The 20,358-nt window shown below is 61.6% G+C and carries 16 protein-coding genes and 1 pseudogene; 9 read left to right on the top strand and 8 right to left on the bottom strand.

Annotated elements, in window-relative coordinates; translation table 11 throughout:
* The first annotated feature begins 16 nt into the window (after positions 1-16).
* Entirely contained in the window at positions 17-889 is an 873-nt protein-coding gene (gene pdxY, locus RGV59_RS05485) for a pyridoxal kinase PdxY (RefSeq protein ID WP_017850039.1), read from the top strand.
* A 69-nt stretch (positions 890-958) separates the two neighbouring features.
* On the opposite strand, the gene RGV59_RS05480 is transcribed toward pdxY, so the two are convergent.
* A complete protein-coding gene (locus RGV59_RS05480) occupies positions 959-1,444 on the bottom strand; it encodes an acyl-CoA thioesterase (protein WP_017850038.1) in 486 nt (161 codons plus the stop codon).
* A 288-nt stretch (positions 1,445-1,732) separates the two neighbouring features.
* Between RGV59_RS05480 and RGV59_RS05475 the strand changes: the two genes are divergently transcribed.
* Positions 1,733-3,496: a cation:proton antiporter gene (locus tag RGV59_RS05475; RefSeq protein WP_126586295.1), complete on the top strand. Its 1,764-nt coding sequence runs from the start codon at positions 1,733-1,735 to the stop codon at positions 3,494-3,496.
* 35 nt (positions 3,497-3,531) lie between these two features.
* On the opposite strand, the gene RGV59_RS05470 is transcribed toward RGV59_RS05475, so the two are convergent.
* The 3 genes from RGV59_RS05470 to uvrD all read right to left on the bottom strand — a co-directional run bounded on the left by RGV59_RS05470 (position 3,532) and on the right by uvrD (position 7,444).
* Positions 3,532-3,939, bottom strand: a complete 408-nt coding sequence (locus RGV59_RS05470; RefSeq protein WP_017850036.1) for an SMI1/KNR4 family protein — start codon at positions 3,937-3,939, stop codon at positions 3,532-3,534.
* Between the two features lie 136 nt (positions 3,940-4,075).
* Complete coding sequence (locus RGV59_RS05465) at positions 4,076-4,945, bottom strand: Tim44 domain-containing protein (RefSeq protein ID WP_017850035.1); 870 nt, start codon at positions 4,943-4,945, stop codon at positions 4,076-4,078.
* A 315-nt stretch (positions 4,946-5,260) separates the two neighbouring features.
* Positions 5,261-7,444 (bottom strand): DNA helicase II, encoded by a 2,184-nt coding sequence (gene uvrD, locus RGV59_RS05460; RefSeq protein WP_126586293.1) that lies wholly within the window; start codon positions 7,442-7,444, stop codon positions 5,261-5,263.
* Positions 7,445-7,723: 279 nt separating this feature from the next.
* Between uvrD and RGV59_RS05455 the strand changes: the two genes are divergently transcribed.
* The 3 genes from RGV59_RS05455 to RGV59_RS05445 all read left to right on the top strand — a co-directional run bounded on the left by RGV59_RS05455 (position 7,724) and on the right by RGV59_RS05445 (position 12,044).
* Positions 7,724-10,597, top strand: a complete 2,874-nt coding sequence (locus RGV59_RS05455; protein ID WP_126586292.1) for an EAL domain-containing protein — start codon at positions 7,724-7,726, stop codon at positions 10,595-10,597.
* Positions 10,598-10,759: 162 nt separating this feature from the next.
* Positions 10,760-11,626: a transcriptional regulator HexR gene (gene hexR, locus RGV59_RS05450; protein WP_017850032.1), complete on the top strand. Its 867-nt coding sequence runs from the start codon at positions 10,760-10,762 to the stop codon at positions 11,624-11,626.
* A 220-nt stretch (positions 11,627-11,846) separates the two neighbouring features.
* On the top strand, positions 11,847-12,044 hold the full coding sequence (locus RGV59_RS05445) for a PA3496 family putative envelope integrity protein (RefSeq protein ID WP_079444958.1): 198 nt from the start codon (positions 11,847-11,849) through the stop codon (positions 12,042-12,044).
* On the opposite strand, the gene RGV59_RS05440 is transcribed toward RGV59_RS05445, so the two are convergent.
* Entirely contained in the window at positions 11,974-12,948 is a 975-nt protein-coding gene (locus RGV59_RS05440) for a LysR family transcriptional regulator (protein ID WP_126586290.1), read from the bottom strand. The two genes, RGV59_RS05445 and RGV59_RS05440, sit on opposite strands and share 71 nt — an antisense overlap.
* Positions 12,949-13,144: 196 nt before the next feature.
* Between RGV59_RS05440 and RGV59_RS05435 the strand changes: the two genes are divergently transcribed.
* Positions 13,145-14,560 carry an acetyl-CoA carboxylase biotin carboxylase subunit gene (locus tag RGV59_RS05435; RefSeq protein WP_003213442.1) on the top strand — a complete coding sequence of 472 codons (1,416 nt, stop codon included), beginning with the start codon at positions 13,145-13,147 and terminating at the stop codon, positions 14,558-14,560.
* 11 nt (positions 14,561-14,571) lie between these two features.
* Positions 14,572-16,380, top strand: coding sequence for a sodium-extruding oxaloacetate decarboxylase subunit alpha (gene oadA, locus RGV59_RS05430; protein WP_126586287.1), 1,809 nt, complete (start codon positions 14,572-14,574; stop codon positions 16,378-16,380).
* A gap of 90 nt (positions 16,381-16,470) precedes the next feature.
* Here the strand turns inward: oadA and RGV59_RS05425 are convergent, their stop codons facing one another.
* Positions 16,471-17,763: an autotransporter outer membrane beta-barrel domain-containing protein gene (locus RGV59_RS05425; protein ID WP_026140406.1), complete on the bottom strand. Its 1,293-nt coding sequence runs from the start codon at positions 17,761-17,763 to the stop codon at positions 16,471-16,473.
* A 410-nt stretch (positions 17,764-18,173) separates the two neighbouring features.
* On the opposite strand from RGV59_RS05425, the pseudogene RGV59_RS05420 reads away from it, so the two are divergent.
* Positions 18,174-18,386 (top strand): annotated as a pseudogene (locus tag RGV59_RS05420) (type II toxin-antitoxin system HipA family toxin); the annotation flags it as partial.
* Positions 18,383-18,664, top strand: coding sequence for a helix-turn-helix domain-containing protein (locus RGV59_RS05415; RefSeq protein WP_017850027.1), 282 nt, complete (start codon positions 18,383-18,385; stop codon positions 18,662-18,664). The pseudogene RGV59_RS05420 and the gene RGV59_RS05415, both read left to right, overlap by 4 nt.
* Before the next feature lie 4 nt (positions 18,665-18,668).
* Here the strand turns inward: RGV59_RS05415 and RGV59_RS05410 are convergent, their stop codons facing one another.
* Both RGV59_RS05410 and RGV59_RS05405 read right to left on the bottom strand, forming a co-directional pair.
* Positions 18,669-19,499, bottom strand: a complete 831-nt coding sequence (locus RGV59_RS05410) for an amino acid ABC transporter permease (RefSeq protein ID WP_017850026.1) — start codon at positions 19,497-19,499, stop codon at positions 18,669-18,671.
* Positions 19,496-20,317 (bottom strand): ABC transporter substrate-binding protein, encoded by an 822-nt coding sequence (locus tag RGV59_RS05405; RefSeq protein ID WP_017850025.1) that lies wholly within the window; start codon positions 20,315-20,317, stop codon positions 19,496-19,498. Before RGV59_RS05405 ends, RGV59_RS05410 begins: the two co-directional genes overlap by 4 nt.
* Positions 20,318-20,358: the final 41 nt, after the last annotated feature.

Here is a 20,358-nt window from a genome sequence, read left to right as displayed (position 1 = left end):
TACGGAAATCCCCTGCATGAAACGCACACCTCATCTGCTTGCGATCCAGTCTCATGTGGTCTTTGGCCACGCCGGAAACAGCGCCGCCGTGTTCCCCATGCAGCGGGTCGGGGTGAACGTGTGGCCGCTCAACACGGTGCAATTCTCCAACCACACCCAGTATGGCCAGTGGACGGGCGAAGTGTTAGCGCCGCAGCAGATTCCAGCGCTGGTGGAAGGCATTGCGGCCATCGGTGAATTGGGCAACTGCGACGCCATACTCTCCGGCTACCTGGGCAGCGCGGCCCAGGGCCGGGCGATCCTCACCGGCGTGGCGCGGATCAAGGCGATCAACCCCAAGGCCCTGTACCTGTGCGACCCGGTGATGGGCCACCCGGAAAAGGGCTGCATCGTGCCGCAGGAAGTCAGTGATTTTCTGTTGGACGAAGCCGCTGCCATGGCCGACTTCCTGTGCCCCAACCAGCTGGAACTGGACAGCTTTTCCGGGCGCAAGCCGCAATCGCTGTTCGACTGCCTGGGCATGGCCAAAGCCCTGCTGGCACGCGGGCCCAAGGCCGTGCTGGTCAAGCACCTGGATTACCCCGGCAAATTGCCGGAAGGCTTTGAGATGCTGCTGGTGACAGCCGAAGGCAGCTGGCACCTGCGTCGGCCGCTGCTGGCGTTTCCCCGCCAGCCGGTGGGCGTGGGCGACCTGACCTCAGGGTTGTTCCTGGCGCGGGTATTGTTGGGCGACAGCCTGGTGGCCGCTTTCGAGTTCACCGCGGCGGCGGTGCATGAAGTGCTGTTGGAAACCCAGGCCTGCGCCAGTTATGAACTGGAGCTGGTGCGTGCCCAGGATCGCATCGCCCATCCTCGCGTGCGTTTCGAGGCCACGCCGATCGGCCTGTAACTACACAAAACCCAATGTGGGAGGGGGCAAAGCCCCTCCCACATTTTGCTTGGGTATACAGCTCGGGGCTTACAGTGCGTCGGCTTTGATTTCCTGGTAGCGCTTTTCCAACTCCTGGCGGATCTGCCGGCGTTGCTGCGCCTGCGCAAACCGGCGGCGGTCTTCGCTGTTGTGCGGTTGCAGTTGCGGCACGGCGGCGGGTTTGCGCTGGTCGTCCACGGCGACCATGGTGAAGAAGCAACTGTTGGTATGGCGCACAGAGCGCTCGCGGATGTTTTCGGTCACCACCTTGATGCCCACCTCCATCGAGGTGTGGCCGGTGTAGTTGACCGATGCGAGGAAGGTCACCAACTCGCCGACGTGGATCGGTTCACGAAAAATCACTTGGTCCACCGACAAGGTCACGACATAACGCCCGGCATAACGGCTCGCGCAGGCGTAGGCCACTTCGTCGAGGTACTTGAGCAGGGTGCCGCCATGGACATTGCCTGAGAAGTTGGCCATATCAGGGGTCATCAGTACCGTCATCGACAGCTGGGCGTTTCCGGGTTCCATAGCACACTCACGGGTTAGGCATTGGTGGGGAGGCACCTCTGTGGATGCTCGAGTCATTGCAGCGCCATCTCTTACGGGACGCCGGTAGGCGGCTTGCCGTCACGCCTGCAGCGATCTGTTTCCATATATTGCACCGGCTTTTCGGCGGAAGTCGCGGTGTTAACCTTCAAAAGCCTTTCTAAGGGCATTTCTTACGATCAAGGCAGACTTTTCCTTCCGCTCTTTACGAAGTTTCAAAGGTGCGGTGGACGTGGGAAAAGCGCCAGTACCCTCAAGGAGCCCCTCGCCATGCACGCCATCAGCTTTATCCAGGATCTGGCCGTGATCATGTTGGTGGCTGGGGTCGTGACTATCCTGTTTCATCGCCTCAAGCAGCCGGTGGTGCTCGGTTACATCGTCGCCGGGTTCATCATCGGCCCCCACACGCCGCCGTTCGGCCTGATCCACGATGAAGACACCATCAAGACCCTCGCCGAACTGGGGGTGATCTTCCTGATGTTCTGCCTGGGCCTGGAGTTCAGCCTGCGCAAGCTGTTCAAGGTGGGAGCCACGGCGTTTATCGCGGCCTTCCTGGAAATCGTGCTGATGATCTGGATCGGCTACGAGATCGGCCGCTGGTTCGACTGGAACACCATGGACTCGCTGTTCCTCGGCGCGATCCTGGCGATTTCCTCGACCACCATCATCGTCAAGGCGCTCAACGACCTGAAGATGAAAGACCAGCGCTTCGCCCAACTGATTTTTGGCGTGCTGATCGTCGAGGACATCCTCGGCATCGGCATCATCGCCTTGCTGTCGAGCATCGCCGTCAGTGGCACGGTCAGCTCCAGCGAGGTGTTTTCCACGGTCGGCAAGCTCTCGCTGTTCATGATCGTCGCGCTGGTCATAGGGATTTTGCTGGTGCCGCGCTTGCTGGCCTACGTGGCCAGGTTCGACAGCAATGAAATGCTGCTGATCACCGTGCTGGGCCTGTGTTTCGGTTTTTGCCTGCTGGTGGTCAAGCTGGAATACAGCATGGTGCTGGGGGCGTTCCTGATCGGCGCGATCATGGCCGAATCCCGCCAGTTGATTAAGATCGAGCGCCTGATCGAGCCGGTTCGCGACATGTTCAGCGCAATCTTCTTTGTCGCCATTGGCTTGATGATCGACCCGCAGATCCTGCTGCAATATGCCTGGCCGATTGCCGTGATCAGCGTGGCCGTGGTGCTGGGCAAGATGTTGTCCTGCGGCATGGGCGCGTTTATCGCCGGCAATGACGGCCGCACATCGTTGCGCGTTGGGATGGGGCTGTCACAAATTGGTGAGTTTTCCTTCATCATCGCGGCGCTCGGCATGACCTTGCAGGTGACCAGTGACTTCCTTTACCCGGTGGCGGTCGCGGTGTCGGCGATCACCACATTGCTCACCCCATACCTGATTCGCGGCGCCGACCCATTGTCGCTGAAGATTGCCGCCGTGATGCCCAAGCGCATGAGCCGGGTATTTGGCCTCTATGGCGAATGGCTGCGCAGCATTCAGCCCCACGGCGAGGGGGCGCTGCTGGCGTCGATGATCCGCAAAATCGTGCTGCAAGTGGGGGTGAACCTGGCGCTGGTGGTGGCGATCTTCTTTACCGGCAGTTATTTCGCGCTGCGAATCGGCGGGTATCTGGAGGGCTGGATCAGTGATCCAAGCTGGCAGAAGGCGTTGATCTGGGGCGCGGCGTTGCTGTTGTCGCTGCCGTTCCTGATTGCGGCGTACCGCAAGCTCAAGGCGCTGTCGATGCTGCTGGCGGAGATGAGCGTCAAGCCGGAAATGGCCGGGCGGCATACCCAGCGCGTGCGTCGGGTGATCGCCGAGGTGATCCCGATTTTGTCGCTGCTGGTGATCTTCCTGCTATTGGCGGCGTTGTCGGCGAGTATTCTGCCGACCAACAAGTTGCTGGTGCTGATCGCCGTGGTCGCGGCGGCGGTGGCGGCCGTGCTCTGGCGGTGGTTCATCCGCGTGCATACGCGGATGCAGGTCGCTTTGCTGGAGACTCTGGATAACCACAAGGATACGCCGGAACACTGAGGAGGCTGGGCCGCCCCGCGCGCGAGCCGCAGGTGTCAGCTTTCCAGCCAGACGTCCCGTGCCCAGTGCCACACCGACTCCCAGGTTTCTTCGGTGACGAGTTCTTCTTCGCCGCACCACAGCACCACGGTGCCGTCTTCTTCGACGCAGTAGTAGTCGTCGCCGTCCTGGCAGATCGGGATCATGCTGCGGTCAACACCGGCATCCCAGGCGTTGGCCGCCACATCCGGCAGGTAGGTGTGGGACTGCGGGTCGGTGACGGTCACCGGTTCCAGGCTGCCGTACACCACATCGCTGACAGTTAGCAGGAATTCGCGGAAGACAAACGGGATGTCGATGAACAGCTGTTCCTCGATTTCCACCAGTTGGTCTTCATCAGGCAGTTCCAGAGGAACCGGAACCGGTTCGTTGGCTTCACGCAATTGTTCGATGACTTCTTCCACGGCCGGGATCCTCTTGCTAGATGGCGCGGTTTACAGGGGCGTTTTATACAGTAGCTCGCTATAAGTGCAACCGTGAAATAGAAAACCCCGGAACATGTCCGGGGTTTTGCTTACGGCTTGTTCAAGCGTGTGGCTATCAGCCGTTCTGGCGGATACCGGCGACCAGCCAAGGCTGGTTGTCGCCTTGGGCGCGTTCCATGTTCCAGCTTTCGCTGAACACTTCGCCCTGGTCGAAACGCGAGGTCTTCGACACACCGCTGAACGTCAGGGTGGCGATGGTCTTGTCGGCGCGATCGTCCACACCTTCGAGCTGCACGCGCAGGTCGTCGATGTAGGTCGACTGGAAGCCGTCGCCCAGATCGGCGCGTTCGCGCTTGAGGAACTCGAGCAGTTGCGGGGTCACGAACTCGGAGATTTTATCCATTTCGTTGGCGTCCCAGTGCTGCTGCAGGGACTGGAAGTGGCTGCGGGCCGCTTCGACGAAACGCTCTTCGTTGAACCAGGCCGGCGCATTGATCACCGGGCGGGCAGCAGCAGGCGCGGCCGAACCACCGAAGATCGAACCCATGGCTGGCTTCTGCTCGAACACTTCACGCTGCATCGGCGCGCCGGCTGGAGCCATGTGCTCCTGCTGCTTGCGACGACGGGCGGCGATGAAGCGGAAGATCAGGAAGGCGATGACCGCCATGATCAGGATGTCGAAGATCTGCATGCCCTGGAAGCCGCCGCCCATGAACATGGATGCGAGCAGGCCACCGGCGGCGATACCGGCCAGAGGGCCCAACCAGCGCGAAGCACCGCCGGCCTTGGCGGCTGCGCCTGCAGCACCGGCCGCGCCGGCAGTGGCGGCAGCACCGCCGACGCCGGCGGAAGGAGCCATTTGGCTGGTCTGGTGAGTCGGTGCCGAGCCTATGCTTTTGCCGCCACCGAAGCGTTTGGCGTTGGCATCGAGGCTCATCGTCAGGCCAATGCACAGCGCCATGGCGATGCTAAGAAAACGTTTCATAAAGGGAATTCCCATTTGTGGATTGCACGCGCGCCATGTTGCACAGGTGTCGTGACAGTGGCTAGCGACATAATGTTTCGGGCTTTTGCGTAAGACAGAATCCGAAGGGTCTGTAGGACTAGTTACAGATATTGGCCCACACGCGTCAAAAACAAGGGTGGACGCGAAACCTTCATGCTGAACCGTCCTTCTGTCTGTAGGAGCGAGCTTGCTCGCGAAGATCGCCAACGATAACGCGGGCATCCTGGATGAGACGCGTTGTCTGAGGGTTTTTCGCGAGCAAGCTCGCTCCTACAGGGGGAAGGGGTCAGCGTGTCAGACCGCTTCGAGCTTCGCGTAACCCATCATCAGCCACTTGCTGCCCTCGGCGAAGTTCACCTGCACCCGTGCCTGGGCGCCGGCGCCTTCGAAGTTGAGGATCACCCCTTCGCCGAAGATCGCATGCTTGACCTGCTGGCCAAGGCTGAACGGGGTTTCCGGAATTTCGGAGCCGGCAAACAGGCTGCTGGAGTTCTGCTGCTGGCCGCCGCCGAACGGGCGACTGACGCTGTTGGACAGGCGCACTTCCTGGATCAGCCCCTTCGGCACTTCCCGCACGAAGCGCGACACCTTGTTGTAGGTCTCGCTGCCATACAAGCGACGGGTCTCGGCGTAGGTCATCACCAGGTTCTGCATCGCCCGGGTAATGCCCACATAGGCCAGGCGGCGTTCTTCCTCAAGGCGGCCGGGCTCTTCCAGGCTCATCTTGTGGGGGAACAGGCCTTCTTCCATGCCCACCAGGAACACATACGGGAACTCCAGGCCCTTGGCGCTGTGCAAGGTCATCAGCTGGATGCTGTCTTCATGCTCATCGGCCTGGGTATCACCGGCTTCCAGCGACGCATGGCCGAGGAACGCGGCGAGCGGGGTCAGTTCTTCATCGGCCTCGGTGTTTTCAAACGCGCGGGCGGCGCTGACCAGTTCCTCAAGGTTTTCCACCCGGGCCTGGCCTTTCTCGCCTTTTTCCGCTTCGTGATAGGCAATCAGCCCGGACTGCTCGATCACGGTCTGGGTCATCAAATGCAGGGGCATGTCCGCGCACTTGGCCGCCAGGTTCTCGATCAGCTCGACAAACACACCCAACGCCCCGGCAGCACGGCCGGTCAGGCCTTTATTGGCGATCAGCAAGCGCATGGCTTCCCACATCGACACATCGGCGTGGCGCGCATGGTCGCGAATCGCTTCAACGGTTTTTTCGCCGATGCCGCGGGCCGGGATATTGATCACCCGCTCCAGCGCCGCATCGTTGCCGCGACCTTCCAGCAAACGCAGGTAGGCCATGGCGTTCTTGATTTCGGCGCGCTCGAAGAAGCGCTGGCCGCCGTAAATACGGTACGGGATGCGCTCGCGCAGCAAGGCTTCTTCCAGCACCCGCGATTGGGCGTTGGAACGGTACAGAATCGCGATGTCGCTGCGCGCCAGGCCGGTTTTCAATGCGCTTTCGATGGTTTCCACCACGTAGCGCGCTTCGTCGTGCTCGTTGAACGCCGCGTACAGGTTGATCGCTTCGCCTTCGCCGCCGTCGGTCCACAGCTCTTTGCCCAGGCGCCCGGTGTTATTGGCGATCAAGGCGTTGGCGGCCTTGAGGATCCCGGCGGTGGAGCGGTAGTTCTGCTCCAGGCGGATGGTGACCGCGTCCGGGAAGTCTTCGGAATACTGGTAGATGTTCTCGATTTTCGCGCCGCGCCAGCCGTAGATCGACTGGTCGTCGTCGCCCACCACCATCAGGCTGTCGCCGCCCTTGGCCAGCAGGCGCAACCAGGCGTACTGCACGGCGTTGGTGTCCTGGAACTCGTCGACCAGGATGTGCCGGAAGCGTTTCTGGTAATGGGCCAGCAGGCCGGGGTTATCGCGCCACAGGTCGAGGGCGCGCAGCAGCAGCTCGGAGAAGTCGATCACGCCGGCGCGCACGCAGGCCGCTTCGTAGGCTTCATAAATGCTGCGCATGGTGGCCAGGAACAAATCGCCGCTGGCCTGGATATGTTGCGGGCGCAGGCCTTCGTCTTTCTGGCCATTGATGAACCACTGGGCCTGGCGCGCCGGCCAACGCTGTTCGTCGAGGCCCAGCTCGCGGATCACGCGCTTGACCAGGCGTTGCTGGTCATCGCTGTCGAGGATCTGGAAGGTCTGGGTCAGGCCCGCCTCCTGCCAATGCGCCCGCAGCAGGCGGTGCGCCAGGCCGTGGAAGGTGCCCACCCACATGCCGGCCGGGCTGATGCCCATCAACTGCTCGATGCGGTGGCGCATCTCGGCAGCGGCCTTGTTGGTGAAGGTCACCGACAGGATCGAATGCGGGGACGCGTTCTCGACCTGGATCAACCAGGCGATACGGTGTACCAGCACTCGGGTTTTACCGGAGCCAGCACCGGCCAGGACCAACTGACGGCCAACGGGGGCCGCTACGGCCTGGCGTTGGGCATCGTTGAGGGAATTCAGCAAAAGGGAGAGATCATCGCGCATCGGCGCATTCTATGGCCCGCGGGGGAGTGGGGCAAATCCCATTGGCGGATGGCCGACGGAAAACCTGCGGCGCGTGCCGGGGCGGGCACGCGTTCCGGCGGGGCTGATGACTGGTTGGTCATGGGCCACAGGCCGCGCCGCGTCTCGCTCAAGCCGTCTGGCCCCGAGGTTTGCGCGGTACGCCTCGCTGGTTTTTATGACGCGCAGCAGTTTGGCCCGAGCGCTTGCTTGTGTATGCTCCGTCGACGTTTCGGGCTCACCATTATAAGAACACTGCCTATGACCCTCAGCACCGACCTGTTTAGCCCCATGGCGGCGCCCGCGCAGGTTATCCGAAAACACTACGCTACCGAGATGGCGGTCGAACGCACGCGCCTGCTCTACCAGGGTTCGCTGCTGCCGACCTTATTGATGCTGGTCAACGGCCTGGTCTGTGCCTGGTTGATCTGGAACCCCAAACATTACCTGCTCGACAGCATCTGGCTGGTCTGGCTGCTGGCGCTGGTCGCGCTGCGCGTGATCCAGGTGGCCGCCTTCGACTCGGCGATGCCCAGCCGCCAGGCCCAACCGATCTGGCGGCGCATGTTCATGCTCGGCTCGGCGGTCAGCGGCCTGACCCTGGCCATCGCCGCCATCGCCCTGGTGCCGGCAGACAGCTTTACGCAGCAAGCCTGGGTGTTCGGCCTGATCGGCGCGGCGACGTTGTCCGCCAGCGTTGCCTATGCGGTGAGCCTGCCGGCGTTCCTGTCATTCGCGCTGCCGTGCCTGGTGCCGGCCATTGTCTATCTCTTCTGGAACGGCGCCGCGCAGCAACAGGGTTGGGGTGTACTCGGCCTGATCCTGCTGGCGTCCTTGAGTGTGGTGGCGTGGCAGGTCAACCGCCTGATCCAGCACGGGCTGTTGCGGCGCTTTCAGAACCAGGCGCTGATCGAGCATCTGCAACAGGCACAGCAGCGCAGTGAACAGTTGAATCAGGAGCTGGTGCGCGAAGTCGAGCAACGCCGCCAGGTCGAGCAGGAACTGCGCGAAGCGCAAATCGGCCTGCAGGACCGCGTGGCGCAACGCAGCCAGGAACTGGACGCCGCCAGCCTGGCCCTGAATAAAAGCGAAGCGCGCCTGGCGATGGCCCTGCAAGCCAGCGAACTGGGCCTGTGGGACTGGAACCTGCAAACCGACGAAGTCCACCACACCCAGCTCAAGGAACTGTTCGGCCTGGAGCCCGAGTTCGTCACGGCGATGCTCAGCCACCTCAAACCGCGCCTGCACCCCGACGACTTGCCGCTGCTCAAGCGTGCCCTGGTGGAGCATCTCAAGGGCCGTAGCGAGGACTATCTGGTGGAATACCGGGTGCGCCATGGCGATGGCCACTGGGTGTGGATCGAAGACCGCGGCCGCGCCGTGGAGCGTGCGCCCAGCGGTCGCGTGACGCGCATGCTCGGCACGCGCCGCGACATCAGCGCAAGCAAGGCGCTGGAGGAACAGCAACGCCTGGCCTCGACCGTATTCGAAGCGGCCAGCGAAGGTATTGTGATCCTCGACCCGGACTGCGCGCTGCTCGCCGTCAATCAGGCCTTCAGTCGCGTCACCGGCTTTGATATCGACGACATGCTCGGGCGCAATGTGGTGGAGTTGCCGTGCAGCCGCGACGCCCGGCGGCACTTTCCGCTGATCCGCCAGGCGCTGCTCAGTCACGGTACCTGGCAGGGCGAGCTGGTGGAAACGCGCAAGAACGGCGAGTTGTACCCGCAGTGGCTGCAACTGAACGTGGTGCGCGATATTCGAGGAAACGTCAGCCATATCGTAGGCTTCTTCGCCGATCTCTCGGCGCGGCGTGAATCCGAGGAGCGCATGCGCTACCTCACGCACTATGACGAATTGACCGGCCTGGCCAACCGCTCGCTGTTTCGCGAGCGGCTGCGCGAAGCGCATCAGCGGGTGCGCCAGGGCGGGCGCAGCCTGGCGTTGCTGCATATCAACCTGGACCGTTTCAAGTTGCTCAACGACAGCCTGGGCCATGACGTCGCCGACCAATTGCTGCAAAAAATGGCGCGACGTTTGATCAATGCCCTGCCCGAGGCCGACACCATCGCGCGTTTGTCCGGGGATGAGTTCGCCGTGCTTTTCGATGCCTACGGCAACCTCTCAAGCCTGGCGCGGGTGGCCACGCGCCTGCTGGCCAAGTTGCGCGTGCCGGTGACGGTGGAAGGGCATGAATTGGTGGTCAGCGCCTCGATGGGTGTCAGCCTGCTTCCGGATAATGCGCGGGAAATTTCGGCGTTGGTCAGCCAGGCGAACATGGCCATGCAACACGCCAAACACCTGGGCGGGAATAATTTCCAGTTCTACACCGACAGCCTGCAAGCCAGCACCCTGGAGCGTTTGCAGCTGGAAAACCAGCTGCGCAAGGCCATCGACGAGCGCCAGCTGTCGGTGTTCTACCAACCGAAATTGTGCCTGGCCAGCGGCAAACTGAACGCCGCCGAGGCGTTGATTCGTTGGGAGCATCCGCAGTGGGGCACGGTGCCGCCAAGCGACTTCATCGGCCTGGCCGAAGAAACCGGCCTGATCGTGCCGTTGGGCGAATTCGTCCTGCGCCAGGCCTGCTGGCAGGCTTGTGAGTGGCAGCGTCAGGGGCTGGCGCCGATACGTGTGTCGGTGAACCTGTCGGTGCATCAACTGCGTCAAGGCAAGCTGGTCAGCCTGGTGCGCCAGGTGCTGGAAGAAACCGGCCTGGACCCGCAATACCTGGAGCTGGAGCTGACCGAAAGCCAACTGCTCGACAGTGTCGAGCACATCATCGCCACCTTCCAGCAACTGCGCGACCTGGGGGTGAAGTTGGCCATCGACGATTTTGGCACCGGCTATTCGTCCCTCAGTTACCTCAAGCGCATTCCCGTGGACTACGTGAAGATCGACCAGACCTTCATCCGCGGCCTCGGCCAGGGGCGGGAAGACGCGGCCATTACCCGTGCGATCATCGCCATGGCCCACGGTTTGGCGCTCAAGGTGGTGGCCGAAGGTGTGGAAGATCAGCAGCAGCTGGATTTCCTGCGCCGGGAGCGTTGCGATGAGGTGCAGGGCTACTTGATCAGCCGGCCGATGAAGGCCGAAGGGCTGGCAGATTTGTTACGGAAGAATGCGGATTTTTCCTAGAGGCGTGCCTTCAGCCTTTGTGGCTACAACTTGGCTGCCCTTAGATTCAAAGGGCAGCAGGGCGATTTAGTGATGCATCGGACGGGCAAAACGGCAATTCTTGTAGTATAACTACAAGCTTGCTACATCCCTGGCGTCTGCCAATAACAAGAGTCCTGTCCTTTGAACCTGTTGCAACATATCGCCCAGTCGCGCCACCTGTTACGCAAATCGGAACTCAAGGTTGCCGACCACGTGCTGCTTGACCCTGCGGCCGTAATGCACAGTTCCATGGCCGACCTGGCCCACAGCGTGGGCATCAGTGAGCCGACCATCGTGCGCTTCTGCCGTGCCATCGGTTGTTCCGGCTTCCAGGACCTGAAACTCAAGCTGGCCCAAAGCCTGGCCGCCGGCGCGAGCTTCGGGCAGTTTGCGATTCACGAAGACGATTCCGTCGCCGACTACAGCCTCAAGATCTTCGACACCACGCTGCACACCCTGATGGAAGTGCGCGAGAAGCTCGACCCGGTGGCGCTGCAAAAGGCCGTGACGGCGATGTCCCAGGCCCAGCGTGTCGAGTTCTACGGGTTTGGCGCGTCGGGTGCGGTGGCGGCCGATGCCCAGCACAAATTCTTCAGACTGCTGCTTACGGCGGCGGCCTACAGCGACCCGCACATGCAGGCGATGTCGGCCGTGACGTTGAAGCCGACCGACGTGGCCATCTGTATTTCCCAGTCCGGCCGCTCCAAGGACTTGCTGATCACCGCCAACCTGGTGCGTGAAAGCGGCGCCACGCTGATCACCCTGTGCCCGAGCCAGACGCCGTTGGCGGAACTGTCCACGGTCAACCTGGCGATCGATGTCCACGAAGACACCGAAATCTACACCCCGTTGACCTCGCGCATCGCCCACCTGGTGGTGATCGACGTGCTGGCGATGGGCGTGGCCATGGCGCGCGGGCCGAGCCTGGTCAACCACCTCAAGAGCGTCAAGCGCAGCCTGCGCAGCCTTCGTCTGTCGCCCAAGTCCGTCAAAGCCCTCGACGACTGAGCGCGATACAGCGATCCAAATGTGGGAGGGGCTTGCTCCCGATAGCGGTGGTTCAGTCGCATATGCATCGACTGACACTCTGCCATCGGGAGCAAGCCCCCTCTCATATGTGCATGTCTCACCTGTCCAGAAGATTCATCGTCCTGTCATCCCCGCGCCGCCAAACCGTCATCCCTCGCGCCCATTCTGAACTCCCCGCACTCGCATTGGGAGACTCCAAATGGCCCGGCCCTACGAAGATAGCAACAGCTCCGTCAAGACCCGTCGTCAGCAGGAAGACCAGCGCCGCATGGCGTTCCGTCGCGCAATCGAAGACCGCTGTGATCAACGCCAATTGCTGCAAAGCATCACGGACTACCCGGAACTGCACTGGCAGGCACCCGCGGCTGCCCAGCGAAGCGCTCAGCCAGCACGCTGATTTGCACCCGCTCGCTGCGGATAAAGCCCAGGAACGCATGGGCCACCGGTGACAGGCGCTTGGCCTTGGCCTGCACCAGGCACCAACTGCGGTACAGCGGCAGTTCTTCCACCGGCAGCTCCTTGAGCCCGCCGGTGGCCAGTTCCAGGTTCAGGGCGTGGCGTGTCAACAAGGCCACGCCCAACCCGGCCAACACGCATTCACGCTGCGCCTCGGCCGAGGCGACTTCCACTGTCTGGTTGAAGTGAACGCGTTTTTCCTTGAAGTACTCCTCGCAAGCCAGCCGCGTGCCGGAACCCGGTTCGCGCAGTAGCAGCGTGTAAGGCTCCAGGTCGCGCAGGCGCAGCGCTCCTTGCTGGCTCAAGGGGTGGTCGGGCAGCGCCACGGCGACAATCGGGTTGTTGAGGAACGGCAGGAATTCGAGGCCCATGTCCTGGGGCACCATGGACATGATCACCAAGTCATCACGGTTGTCCGACAGTCGACGGATCACCTGGGCGCGGTTGACCACCGTCAGATGCAATTGCACCTCCGGATGCTGGCGCTTGAACGCGGCAAACAGGTGCGGCACGAAGTACTTGGCGCTGGACTCCACCGCCAGTTTCAGTTGGCCTTGCAGCGAGCCCTGCATGTCCGACAGCTGCATATCGAGGTTTTCCAGGCGTCCGAAAATATCGCGACTGGCCCGTTGCAGCGCTTCGGCCGCCTCGGTCATGTAAAGTTTCTTACCGACGTAGTCGAACAACGGCTGGCCGATCAGCTCTTCCAGCTGACGAATTTGCAGGCTGACGGCCGGCTGGGTGAGGGACATTTCCTCGGCCGCCCGGCTGTAGGAGCGCAAATCACACACCTCATTGAAGATCTGCAGTTGACGTAATGTCAGTCTCATCAATGACTTACGCATTTTTTAAAGCCTCTTGGCGGCGTCCGGTCCGCCAACTATAAGTCTTTACTTATGCATGACCCAATAATTATTGATTTTTGTTAATCCCTCAGCAGGCTTAGTGTGTGCCTCGCGACTGGCTTGAAACATTTAGTCACGCGCCGACCCGAGTCTAGCGGGTCGAAGAACGCAGCAATCGGCTCAAGGGAATTTCCAAGTGATAAAAAAGATCCTGATCGCCAACCGTGGTGAAATTGCCGTGCGAATCGTGCGTGCCTGCGCCGAGATGGGCATTCGCTCGGTCGCGGTCTATTCCGACGCCGACCGCCACGCGTTGCACGTCAAGCGTGCCGACGAGGCCCACAGCATCGGCGCCGAGCCCCTGGCCGGTTACCTGAACCCGCGCAAGCTGGTGAACCTGGCCGTGGAAACCGGTTGCGATGCGTTGCATCCCGGCTACGGTTTCCTCTCGGAAAACGCGGAACTGGCGGACATTTGCGCCGAACGTGGGATTAAATTCATCGGTCCATCCGCGGAAGTGATTCGCCGCATGGGCGACAAGACCGAAGCGCGCCGCAGCATGATCAAGGCCGGCGTACCGGTCACCCCCGGCACCGAAGGCAACGTCGCCGACATCGCCGAAGCCCTCACCGAAGGCGACCGCATCGGTTACCCGGTGATGCTCAAGGCCACCTCCGGTGGCGGCGGTCGCGGCATTCGTCGTTGCAACAGCCGTGAAGAACTCGAACAAGCCTTCCCCCGCGTGATCTCCGAAGCCACCAAGGCCTTCGGTTCGGCGGAAGTGTTCCTGGAAAAATGCATCGTCAACCCCAAGCACATCGAAGCGCAGATCCTCGGTGACAGCTTCGGCAATGTGGTGCATCTGTTCGAGCGCGATTGCTCGATCCAGCGCCGTAACCAGAAGCTCATCGAAATCGCCCCGAGCCCGCAACTGACCCCTGAACAGCGCGCCTACATCGGCGACCTGTCGGTGCGCGCAGCCAAGGCCGTGGGTTACGAAAACGCCGGCACCGTGGAGTTCCTGCTCGCCGAGGGCGAGGTGTACTTCATGGAGATGAACACCCGGGTGCAGGTGGAACACACGATCACCGAAGAAATCACCGGGATCGACATCGTTCGCGAGCAGATCCGCATCGCCTCGGGCCTGCCGCTCTCGGTGAAGCAGGAAGACATCCAGCACCGTGGTTTTGCGTTGCAGTTCCGGATCAACGCCGAAGACCCGAAGAACAACTTCCTGCCCAGCTTCGGCAAGATCACCCGCTATTACGCGCCCGGCGGCCCCGGCGTGCGTACCGACACGGCGATCTACACCGGCTACACCATCCCGCCGTTCTACGATTCCATGTGCCTGAAACTGGTGGTGTGGGCGTTGACCTGGGAAGAAGCCATGGACCGCGGCCTGCGTGCCCTGGATGACATGCGCCTGCAAGGCGTGAAGACCACCGCCGCCTACTACCAGGAAATCCTGCGCAACCCGGAATTCCGCAGCGGCCAGTTCAACACCAGTTTCGTGGAAAGCCACCCTGAGCTGACCAACTACTCGATCAAGCGCAAACCCGAAGAGCTGGCCCTGGCCATCGCCGCCGCCATCGCCGCCCACGCAGGCCTGTGAGGAATATAACAATGAGCAAGAAGATCTTTGTCACCGACACCATCCTGCGCGACGCTCACCAATCGTTGCTGGCCACCCGCATGCGTACCGACGACATGCTGCCGATCTGCGACAAGCTCGACAAAGTCGGCTACTGGTCCCTGGAAGTCTGGGGCGGCGCGACCTTCGACGCCTGCGTGCGCTTTTTGAAAGAAGACCCGTGGGAGCGTCTGCGCAAATTGCGCGCTGCGTTGCCTAACACCCGCCTGCAAATGCTGCTGCGCGGCCAGAACCTGTTGGGCTATCGCCACTACAGCGACGACGTGGTCAAAGCCTTCGTCGCCAAGGCCGCCGTCAACGGTATCGACGTGTTCCGCATCTTCGACGCGATGAACGACGTGCGTAACCTGCGCGTGGCCATCGAAGCGGTCAAGGCCGCCGGCAAACACGCCCAGGGCACCATCGCCTACACCACCAGCCCGGTACACACCATCGACGCGTTTGTGGCCCAGGCCAAGCAAATGGAGTCCATGGGCTGCGACTCGGTGGCGATCAAGGACATGGCCGGCCTGCTCACGCCATACGCCACCGGCGAGCTGGTCAAGGCACTGAAAGCCGAGCAGAGCCTGCCGGTGTTCATCCACTCGCATGACACGGCGGGTTTGGCTGCGATGTGCCAACTCAAGGCCATCGAAAACGGTGCCGCGCACATCGATACCGCGATCTCCAGCTTCGCCTGGGGCACCAGCCACCCGGGCACCGAGTCGATGGTCGCCGCCCTTAAAGGCAGCGAATTCGACACCGGCCTCGACCTGGAACTGCTGCAGGAAATCGGCCTGTACTTCTACGCGGTGCGTAAGAAGTATCACCAGTTCGAAAGTGAATTCACCGCAGTCGACACGCGCGTGCAAGTCAACCAAGTGCCGGGCGGGATGATTTCCAACCTGGCCAACCAGCTCAAAGAGCAGGGCGCACTCAACCGCATGGGCGAAGTGCTGGCTGAAATTCCGCGGGTGCGTGAAGACTTGGGCTTCCCGCCGCTGGTCACCCCGACCTCGCAGATCGTCGGCACCCAGGCGTTCTTCAACGTGCTGGCCGGTGAGCGCTACAAGACCATCACCAACGAAGTGAAGCTCTACCTGCAAGGCGGCTACGGCAAAGCGCCGGGCACGGTGAACGGGCAACTGCGTCGCCAGGCCATCGGCAGCGAAGACGTGATCGACGTGCGCCCGGCCGACCTGCTCAAGCCGGAAATGAACAAGCTGCGCGGCGAAATCGGTGCGTTGGCCAAATCTGAAGAAGACGTGCTGACCTACGCCATGTTCCCGGACATTGGTCGCAAGTTCCTCGAAGAACGCGACGCCGGCACCCTGACTCCGGAAGTGTTGCTGCCGATCCCGGAAGCCGGCGGCGTGGCCCGTGCGGGTGGCGAAGGCGTACCGACCGAGTTCGTCATCGACGTCCACGGCGAAAGCTACCGCGTCGACATCACCGGTGTTGGCGTGAAAGCTGAAGGCAAGCGTCACTTCTACCTGTCCATCGACGGCATGCCCGAAGAAGTGGTGTTCGAAGCGCTCAACGAGTTCGTCGGCGGGGGCGGCAGCAAGCGCAAGCAAGCCACCGAGCCAGGCCATGTGAGCACCACGATGCCGGGCAATATCGTCGACGTGCTGGTCAAGCCAGGCGACGTCGTCAAGGCCGGCCAGGCGGTGCTGATCACCGAAGCGATGAAGATGGAAACCGAAGTGCAGGCCGCGATTGCCGGCAAGGTGACCGCCGTTCATGTAGCCAAGGGCGACCGGGTGAACCCTGGCGAAATCCTGATTGAAATCGAAGGCTGATCCAGCCTTCGACACTACCGTTTAATCCTCGGGGGAGCAGGTGCTCCCCTTTTTTTTCGCCCGTAATTTGGCGGCGCGCGCAGCGTGGGCTCAGAACCGCATTTGCCATTGGCCCATCAGGCCCTGGTTGCGGCTATGGTTGCCTGTTTCGCTGGCGTAGGTCAGGCCCACGGTGTGTTGCGGCGAGAGTGCGAGGTCCAGGCCGGCTCGGACGTTCAGGCTGTCGCGGTCCAGCGACGTGCCCTGGACAGTGAAGCTGTCAATCAGCCCCGGCGCAGCGCGAAAGGATTGGCTGACCCGGCTGTCGACGTCGCCGTACAGGTGTTTCCAACTGGCGCTGAGGTGGGGGGCCAGGCTCATCTGGTTATCGAACCGATATAGCGACGCCAGGCGAAGACCGAAGGTGCTGCTCAGGTTCTGTTGGTTTTGCGAGCCGACGTTCAGCGCGGTCAGGCCACCCCGCTCCTTGAAACCGTCGCGGTGATAGCGCTGGTAACCGAGGCCGGCGAAGGGTTCCACGCTCAAATCCGCAGTGCCCAATTGGTAGCCCATTTCGGAGAAGACGGTTTGGCTGTTGGCGTTGTAATTGGCCCTGAGCTGCTCGGTGTAATCGAGCAACTTGACGCTGCGCTTGTTCTGCCCGTCATGGCTGCTGTAGATCGCTCCCAGGCGCAGGGCCAACGGGCCGTCCTGCCGCACGGCATAGCTGCCCAGGTGCCAGCTGTCGAGGTCGGCGGAAAAACGCGCGGCGTCGAGGTGGCTGCTGGACTTGGCGCCCATCACGCCGACACGCCAGGCGTGGTCCAGCGCCCAGTCGGCCCCCAGCAACAGGCCTTGGGTGCCATGTTTCAGACCGGCGCTGCCGCCTTTTTTGTCGAGCGTGCCGTCGTTGCCCAGGCTTTGCACCCAGAAGTGGCCAGCGTCATCGGCGGGCAGGGTGCGCAGGATCGACAACAGTTGGCTGCTCAGTTGCTGCGTGGTGTTCTGGGTCGCGGCGGCGAGGTTGGCGTTCTGGCTGGCGGCCAATTGCTCAAGGGCCGCGCCGATGCCGCCGGGCTGCTTGTCCAGCGCGTCGGCGAATTTTTCCAGGGCTTTGATCTGTTCGGAGGTCAGTTCGCCGGACTCCAGCAACTGAACCAGCGCAGGTTCCAGGGCCTTGGCGAGCTGCAGGCCATTGTGCGTGGTGGCGCGCTGAGTGAGGTAACCGTCGATGGGCTCGGCTTTTTCAGACGCTGCGTCGGCCCACTCATTATCAAGCGCCTCATAGGGTTGGAAATGGTACGGCCGGTATTCGATATCGCCCCGCGCCTGGGCGTGTTGAAGGCTGGCGGCGCTGATCGCAAGCGCCATGACAAGTGCAAATCGTGGGGGTGTAAAGGGCATGTGATCCCAACCTCTGATGAATGAGGCCGGAAATTTAGCGAGATGGCGGGGCGATAACTGTCAGGCTATCGACCCCTGGTTTGCGGGAGTTGTCTGTAGTGCGGTGCGATTAAAAACGCATCGGGCTTTGTCCGCGACAGGATAAATGGCTATCTCATTTGCATTAAAATGCATTTTTAGAATAATTCTGGCGATGCAAATGCATTTTAATGCGTAAATCTGGTCATCTGCTGAGCGGGAAATGCACTATATTGCAGTACGCGTCCCGAACATTGCTTGCCAGGTGCACTTAAATGCAGATGGAAACGACCTACTCTTTGATACTGCAGATTTTCACCGCTGGTCATTGGCGTGACGCTATGCGGTTGGAGTTCTCGGAGCCTGAAAAGGGTTTTGATGGACGTTGCAGGGCAGGTGATATCAATTGGCGAGGGGTCTGCGATGCACTGGCCGAGATTATTGACCCTGAGCAAAGTTTTGAGCGGCTGCGACAAGACGCCGAACACTTGCGAGCTCTGCCGGACATCTTGGCTGCAGGCGGTTTGCCAGCGGTCACCTTGAACCACCCCAGCGTCCCGTTGGGGAAACTGGACATGCGTCTGAAGCAATGGGGGCTGAAATGACCATTACCCTGGATGCCCGCGCCCTGTTAATCGAACGTGTCGAACAGGGGCTGGCTGATGGTTCCCTTGCAATTGGCGAAGCCGTGCGCCGCCTGCGCACCGAAGTCACTGGCCTGCACCAAAGCCAGTTCGCCAAAATGTGCAAGATTTCCGTGCGTACCCTGGTGCATATCGAACACGGCGAGGGCAATCAAACCCTGAAATCGCTGAACGCCGTGTTCCGCCCCTTTGGCTTACAGATGGGCGTGGTCAAGGTGCGTCGCGAGTGGGATGACTGAGTCCTCACCCCCGTCGCACATACCCCTTGCCGTAATGCCGCTCCATACGCGCCTGGATCAGTTCCAGGCCGAGGGACATTACCCAGTAGATGATCGCCGCCGTGGTGAGCATTTCGATGTAGCGATAGCTGGAGCGGCCGTAGGATTGCGCGAGGAACATCACTTCCCACACGCCCATCACCGAGATCAGGGAGGAGTCCTTGAGCATCGAGATGAACTGGTTGGTCGCGGGCGGGACGATGGTACGCATGGCCTGGGGCAGGGTGACGTGCCAGAAGATCGCACTGTCGCGCATGCCCAGGGCCAGGGCGGCTTCCCGTTGGCCGTGGGGCACGCCGAGGATGCCGGCGCGGAAGATTTCGCTCAGGTAGGCGCCGTAGTTCAGCGACAGCGCGATGATCCCGGCGACGATGGCCCCCGGCACCAGGCCCAGTTGCGGCAGACCCAGGTAGATCAGCAGGATCTGGATCAGCAGCGGTGTGCCACGGAAGAACGAGGCATAGAAACTCGCGACGCCAAAGGCCACCGCGCTTTTCGACAGGCGCCCCAGGGCGGTGATAAAGCCCAGTATCGATGACGCCACGATCGAGCACAGGCACAGGAACACCGTCAGCGCCGCGCCTTGCAGAAACCCGTTGGGCGCCAGATGCACGCCGACCAGATTGGGCAGCTTGTCGAGGATGATCGAGAACTTCAGGTCAAAGCTCAGGAAGAAGCTGGCGAACAGGCAGAACAGCGCGGCCCAGGTCAGGTACAGGCGCGTGCGAAAACCGAAGAATCGTTGTAGCCGCGACGCGCTGACCGGTGGTTTGGGTGGGGTGGGGAACGCGGTCATTGGCTGATGTCGGCGCCGATCCATTTTTGCGACAGCTTGCTCAAGGTGCCGTCCTGCTTCAACTGCGCGAAGACTTCACGCACTTTGCTGTCCCACTGCGGGTCGCCTTTTTCGATGGCCACCGAGTTGGGCTCGGCGTACAGCGCTTCGCCGGCCAGCTTGAAGCGCTTGTCCTGGCTCAGGCGCGGTTGGGCGGTGACCAGGTTGGTGAGGATCGCATCCAGGCGCACGCCGGCGCCCAGGCCCAGGTCCTGGAAGGCCACGTTGTCGGTGTCGTAGGGGGCAATCTGCACGTTCTCGAACGGGTACTGCAGTTGGGTGTCTTCGGCGCCTTCGATCACCAGGTTTTTGTTCAGGTAGCTCTCGTAGCTGGAGGCGCTGGTGAGGCCGACTTTCTTGCCGCTCAGGTCCTTGGCGCCGTGGATGCGCTCATCCTTGGCATTGACCACGATCACCGCGGGCGAAGCGTAGTACTCCACGGGGAAGTCGAACACTTCAGCGCGGGCCTTGCTTGGGGTCATCGAGCAGATGCAGATGTCGTAGCGCCCGCTCCAGCGGCCGGCGGCGATCACGTCCCAGGACGGGGTTTCCAGGCGCAGTTTGACCCCCAGTTTTTGCGCGACGGCCTTGGCCACGTCGACGTCGAAACCGTCGAGCTGGTTCTGCTCGTTGAGGAACGAGAAAGGCGGATAGCTTTCCATCAGCACGCCGACCAATTCGTGGTTTTGCTCAACCCGGTCCAGGGTTGCACCGCCGAAGGCTTGGGTGGAGGCAGCCAGCATGGTCAGGCCCAGGGCCAGTAGCGGTTTGAGTTTCAAGAGAGGCACCCGAATAAAAAAAGAAGTTGTTATGAAGCGAA

Source organism: Pseudomonas sp. FG1 (assembly GCF_034313875.1).
Lineage (GTDB): Bacteria > Pseudomonadota > Gammaproteobacteria > Pseudomonadales > Pseudomonadaceae > Aquipseudomonas > Aquipseudomonas veronii.
Note: the sequence above shows the minus strand (reverse complement) of the source record. Positions and strands in the feature narration are given on the sequence as shown.

Excerpts from the sequence above, each read along its gene's own strand:
- pdxY (WP_017850039.1), top strand. The coding sequence starts at position 17 with ATGAAACGCACACCTCATCTGCTTGCGATCCAGTCTCATGTGGTCTTT.
- RGV59_RS05480 (WP_017850038.1), bottom strand. The coding sequence starts at position 1,444 with ATGGAACCCGGAAACGCCCAGCTGTCGATGACGGTACTGATGACCCCT.
- RGV59_RS05475 (WP_126586295.1), top strand. The coding sequence starts at position 1,733 with ATGCACGCCATCAGCTTTATCCAGGATCTGGCCGTGATCATGTTGGTG.
- RGV59_RS05465 (WP_017850035.1), bottom strand. The coding sequence starts at position 4,945 with ATGAAACGTTTTCTTAGCATCGCCATGGCGCTGTGCATTGGCCTGACG.
- uvrD (WP_126586293.1), bottom strand. The coding sequence starts at position 7,444 with ATGCGCGATGATCTCTCCCTTTTGCTGAATTCCCTCAACGATGCCCAA.
- RGV59_RS05455 (WP_126586292.1), top strand. The coding sequence starts at position 7,724 with ATGACCCTCAGCACCGACCTGTTTAGCCCCATGGCGGCGCCCGCGCAG.
- RGV59_RS05445 (WP_079444958.1), top strand. The coding sequence starts at position 11,847 with ATGGCCCGGCCCTACGAAGATAGCAACAGCTCCGTCAAGACCCGTCGT.
- RGV59_RS05440 (WP_126586290.1), bottom strand. The coding sequence starts at position 12,948 with ATGCGTAAGTCATTGATGAGACTGACATTACGTCAACTGCAGATCTTC.
- oadA (WP_126586287.1), top strand. The coding sequence starts at position 14,572 with ATGAGCAAGAAGATCTTTGTCACCGACACCATCCTGCGCGACGCTCAC.
- RGV59_RS05425 (WP_026140406.1), bottom strand. The coding sequence starts at position 17,763 with ATGCCCTTTACACCCCCACGATTTGCACTTGTCATGGCGCTTGCGATC.
- RGV59_RS05415 (WP_017850027.1), top strand. The coding sequence starts at position 18,383 with ATGACCATTACCCTGGATGCCCGCGCCCTGTTAATCGAACGTGTCGAA.
- RGV59_RS05410 (WP_017850026.1), bottom strand. The coding sequence starts at position 19,499 with ATGACCGCGTTCCCCACCCCACCCAAACCACCGGTCAGCGCGTCGCGG.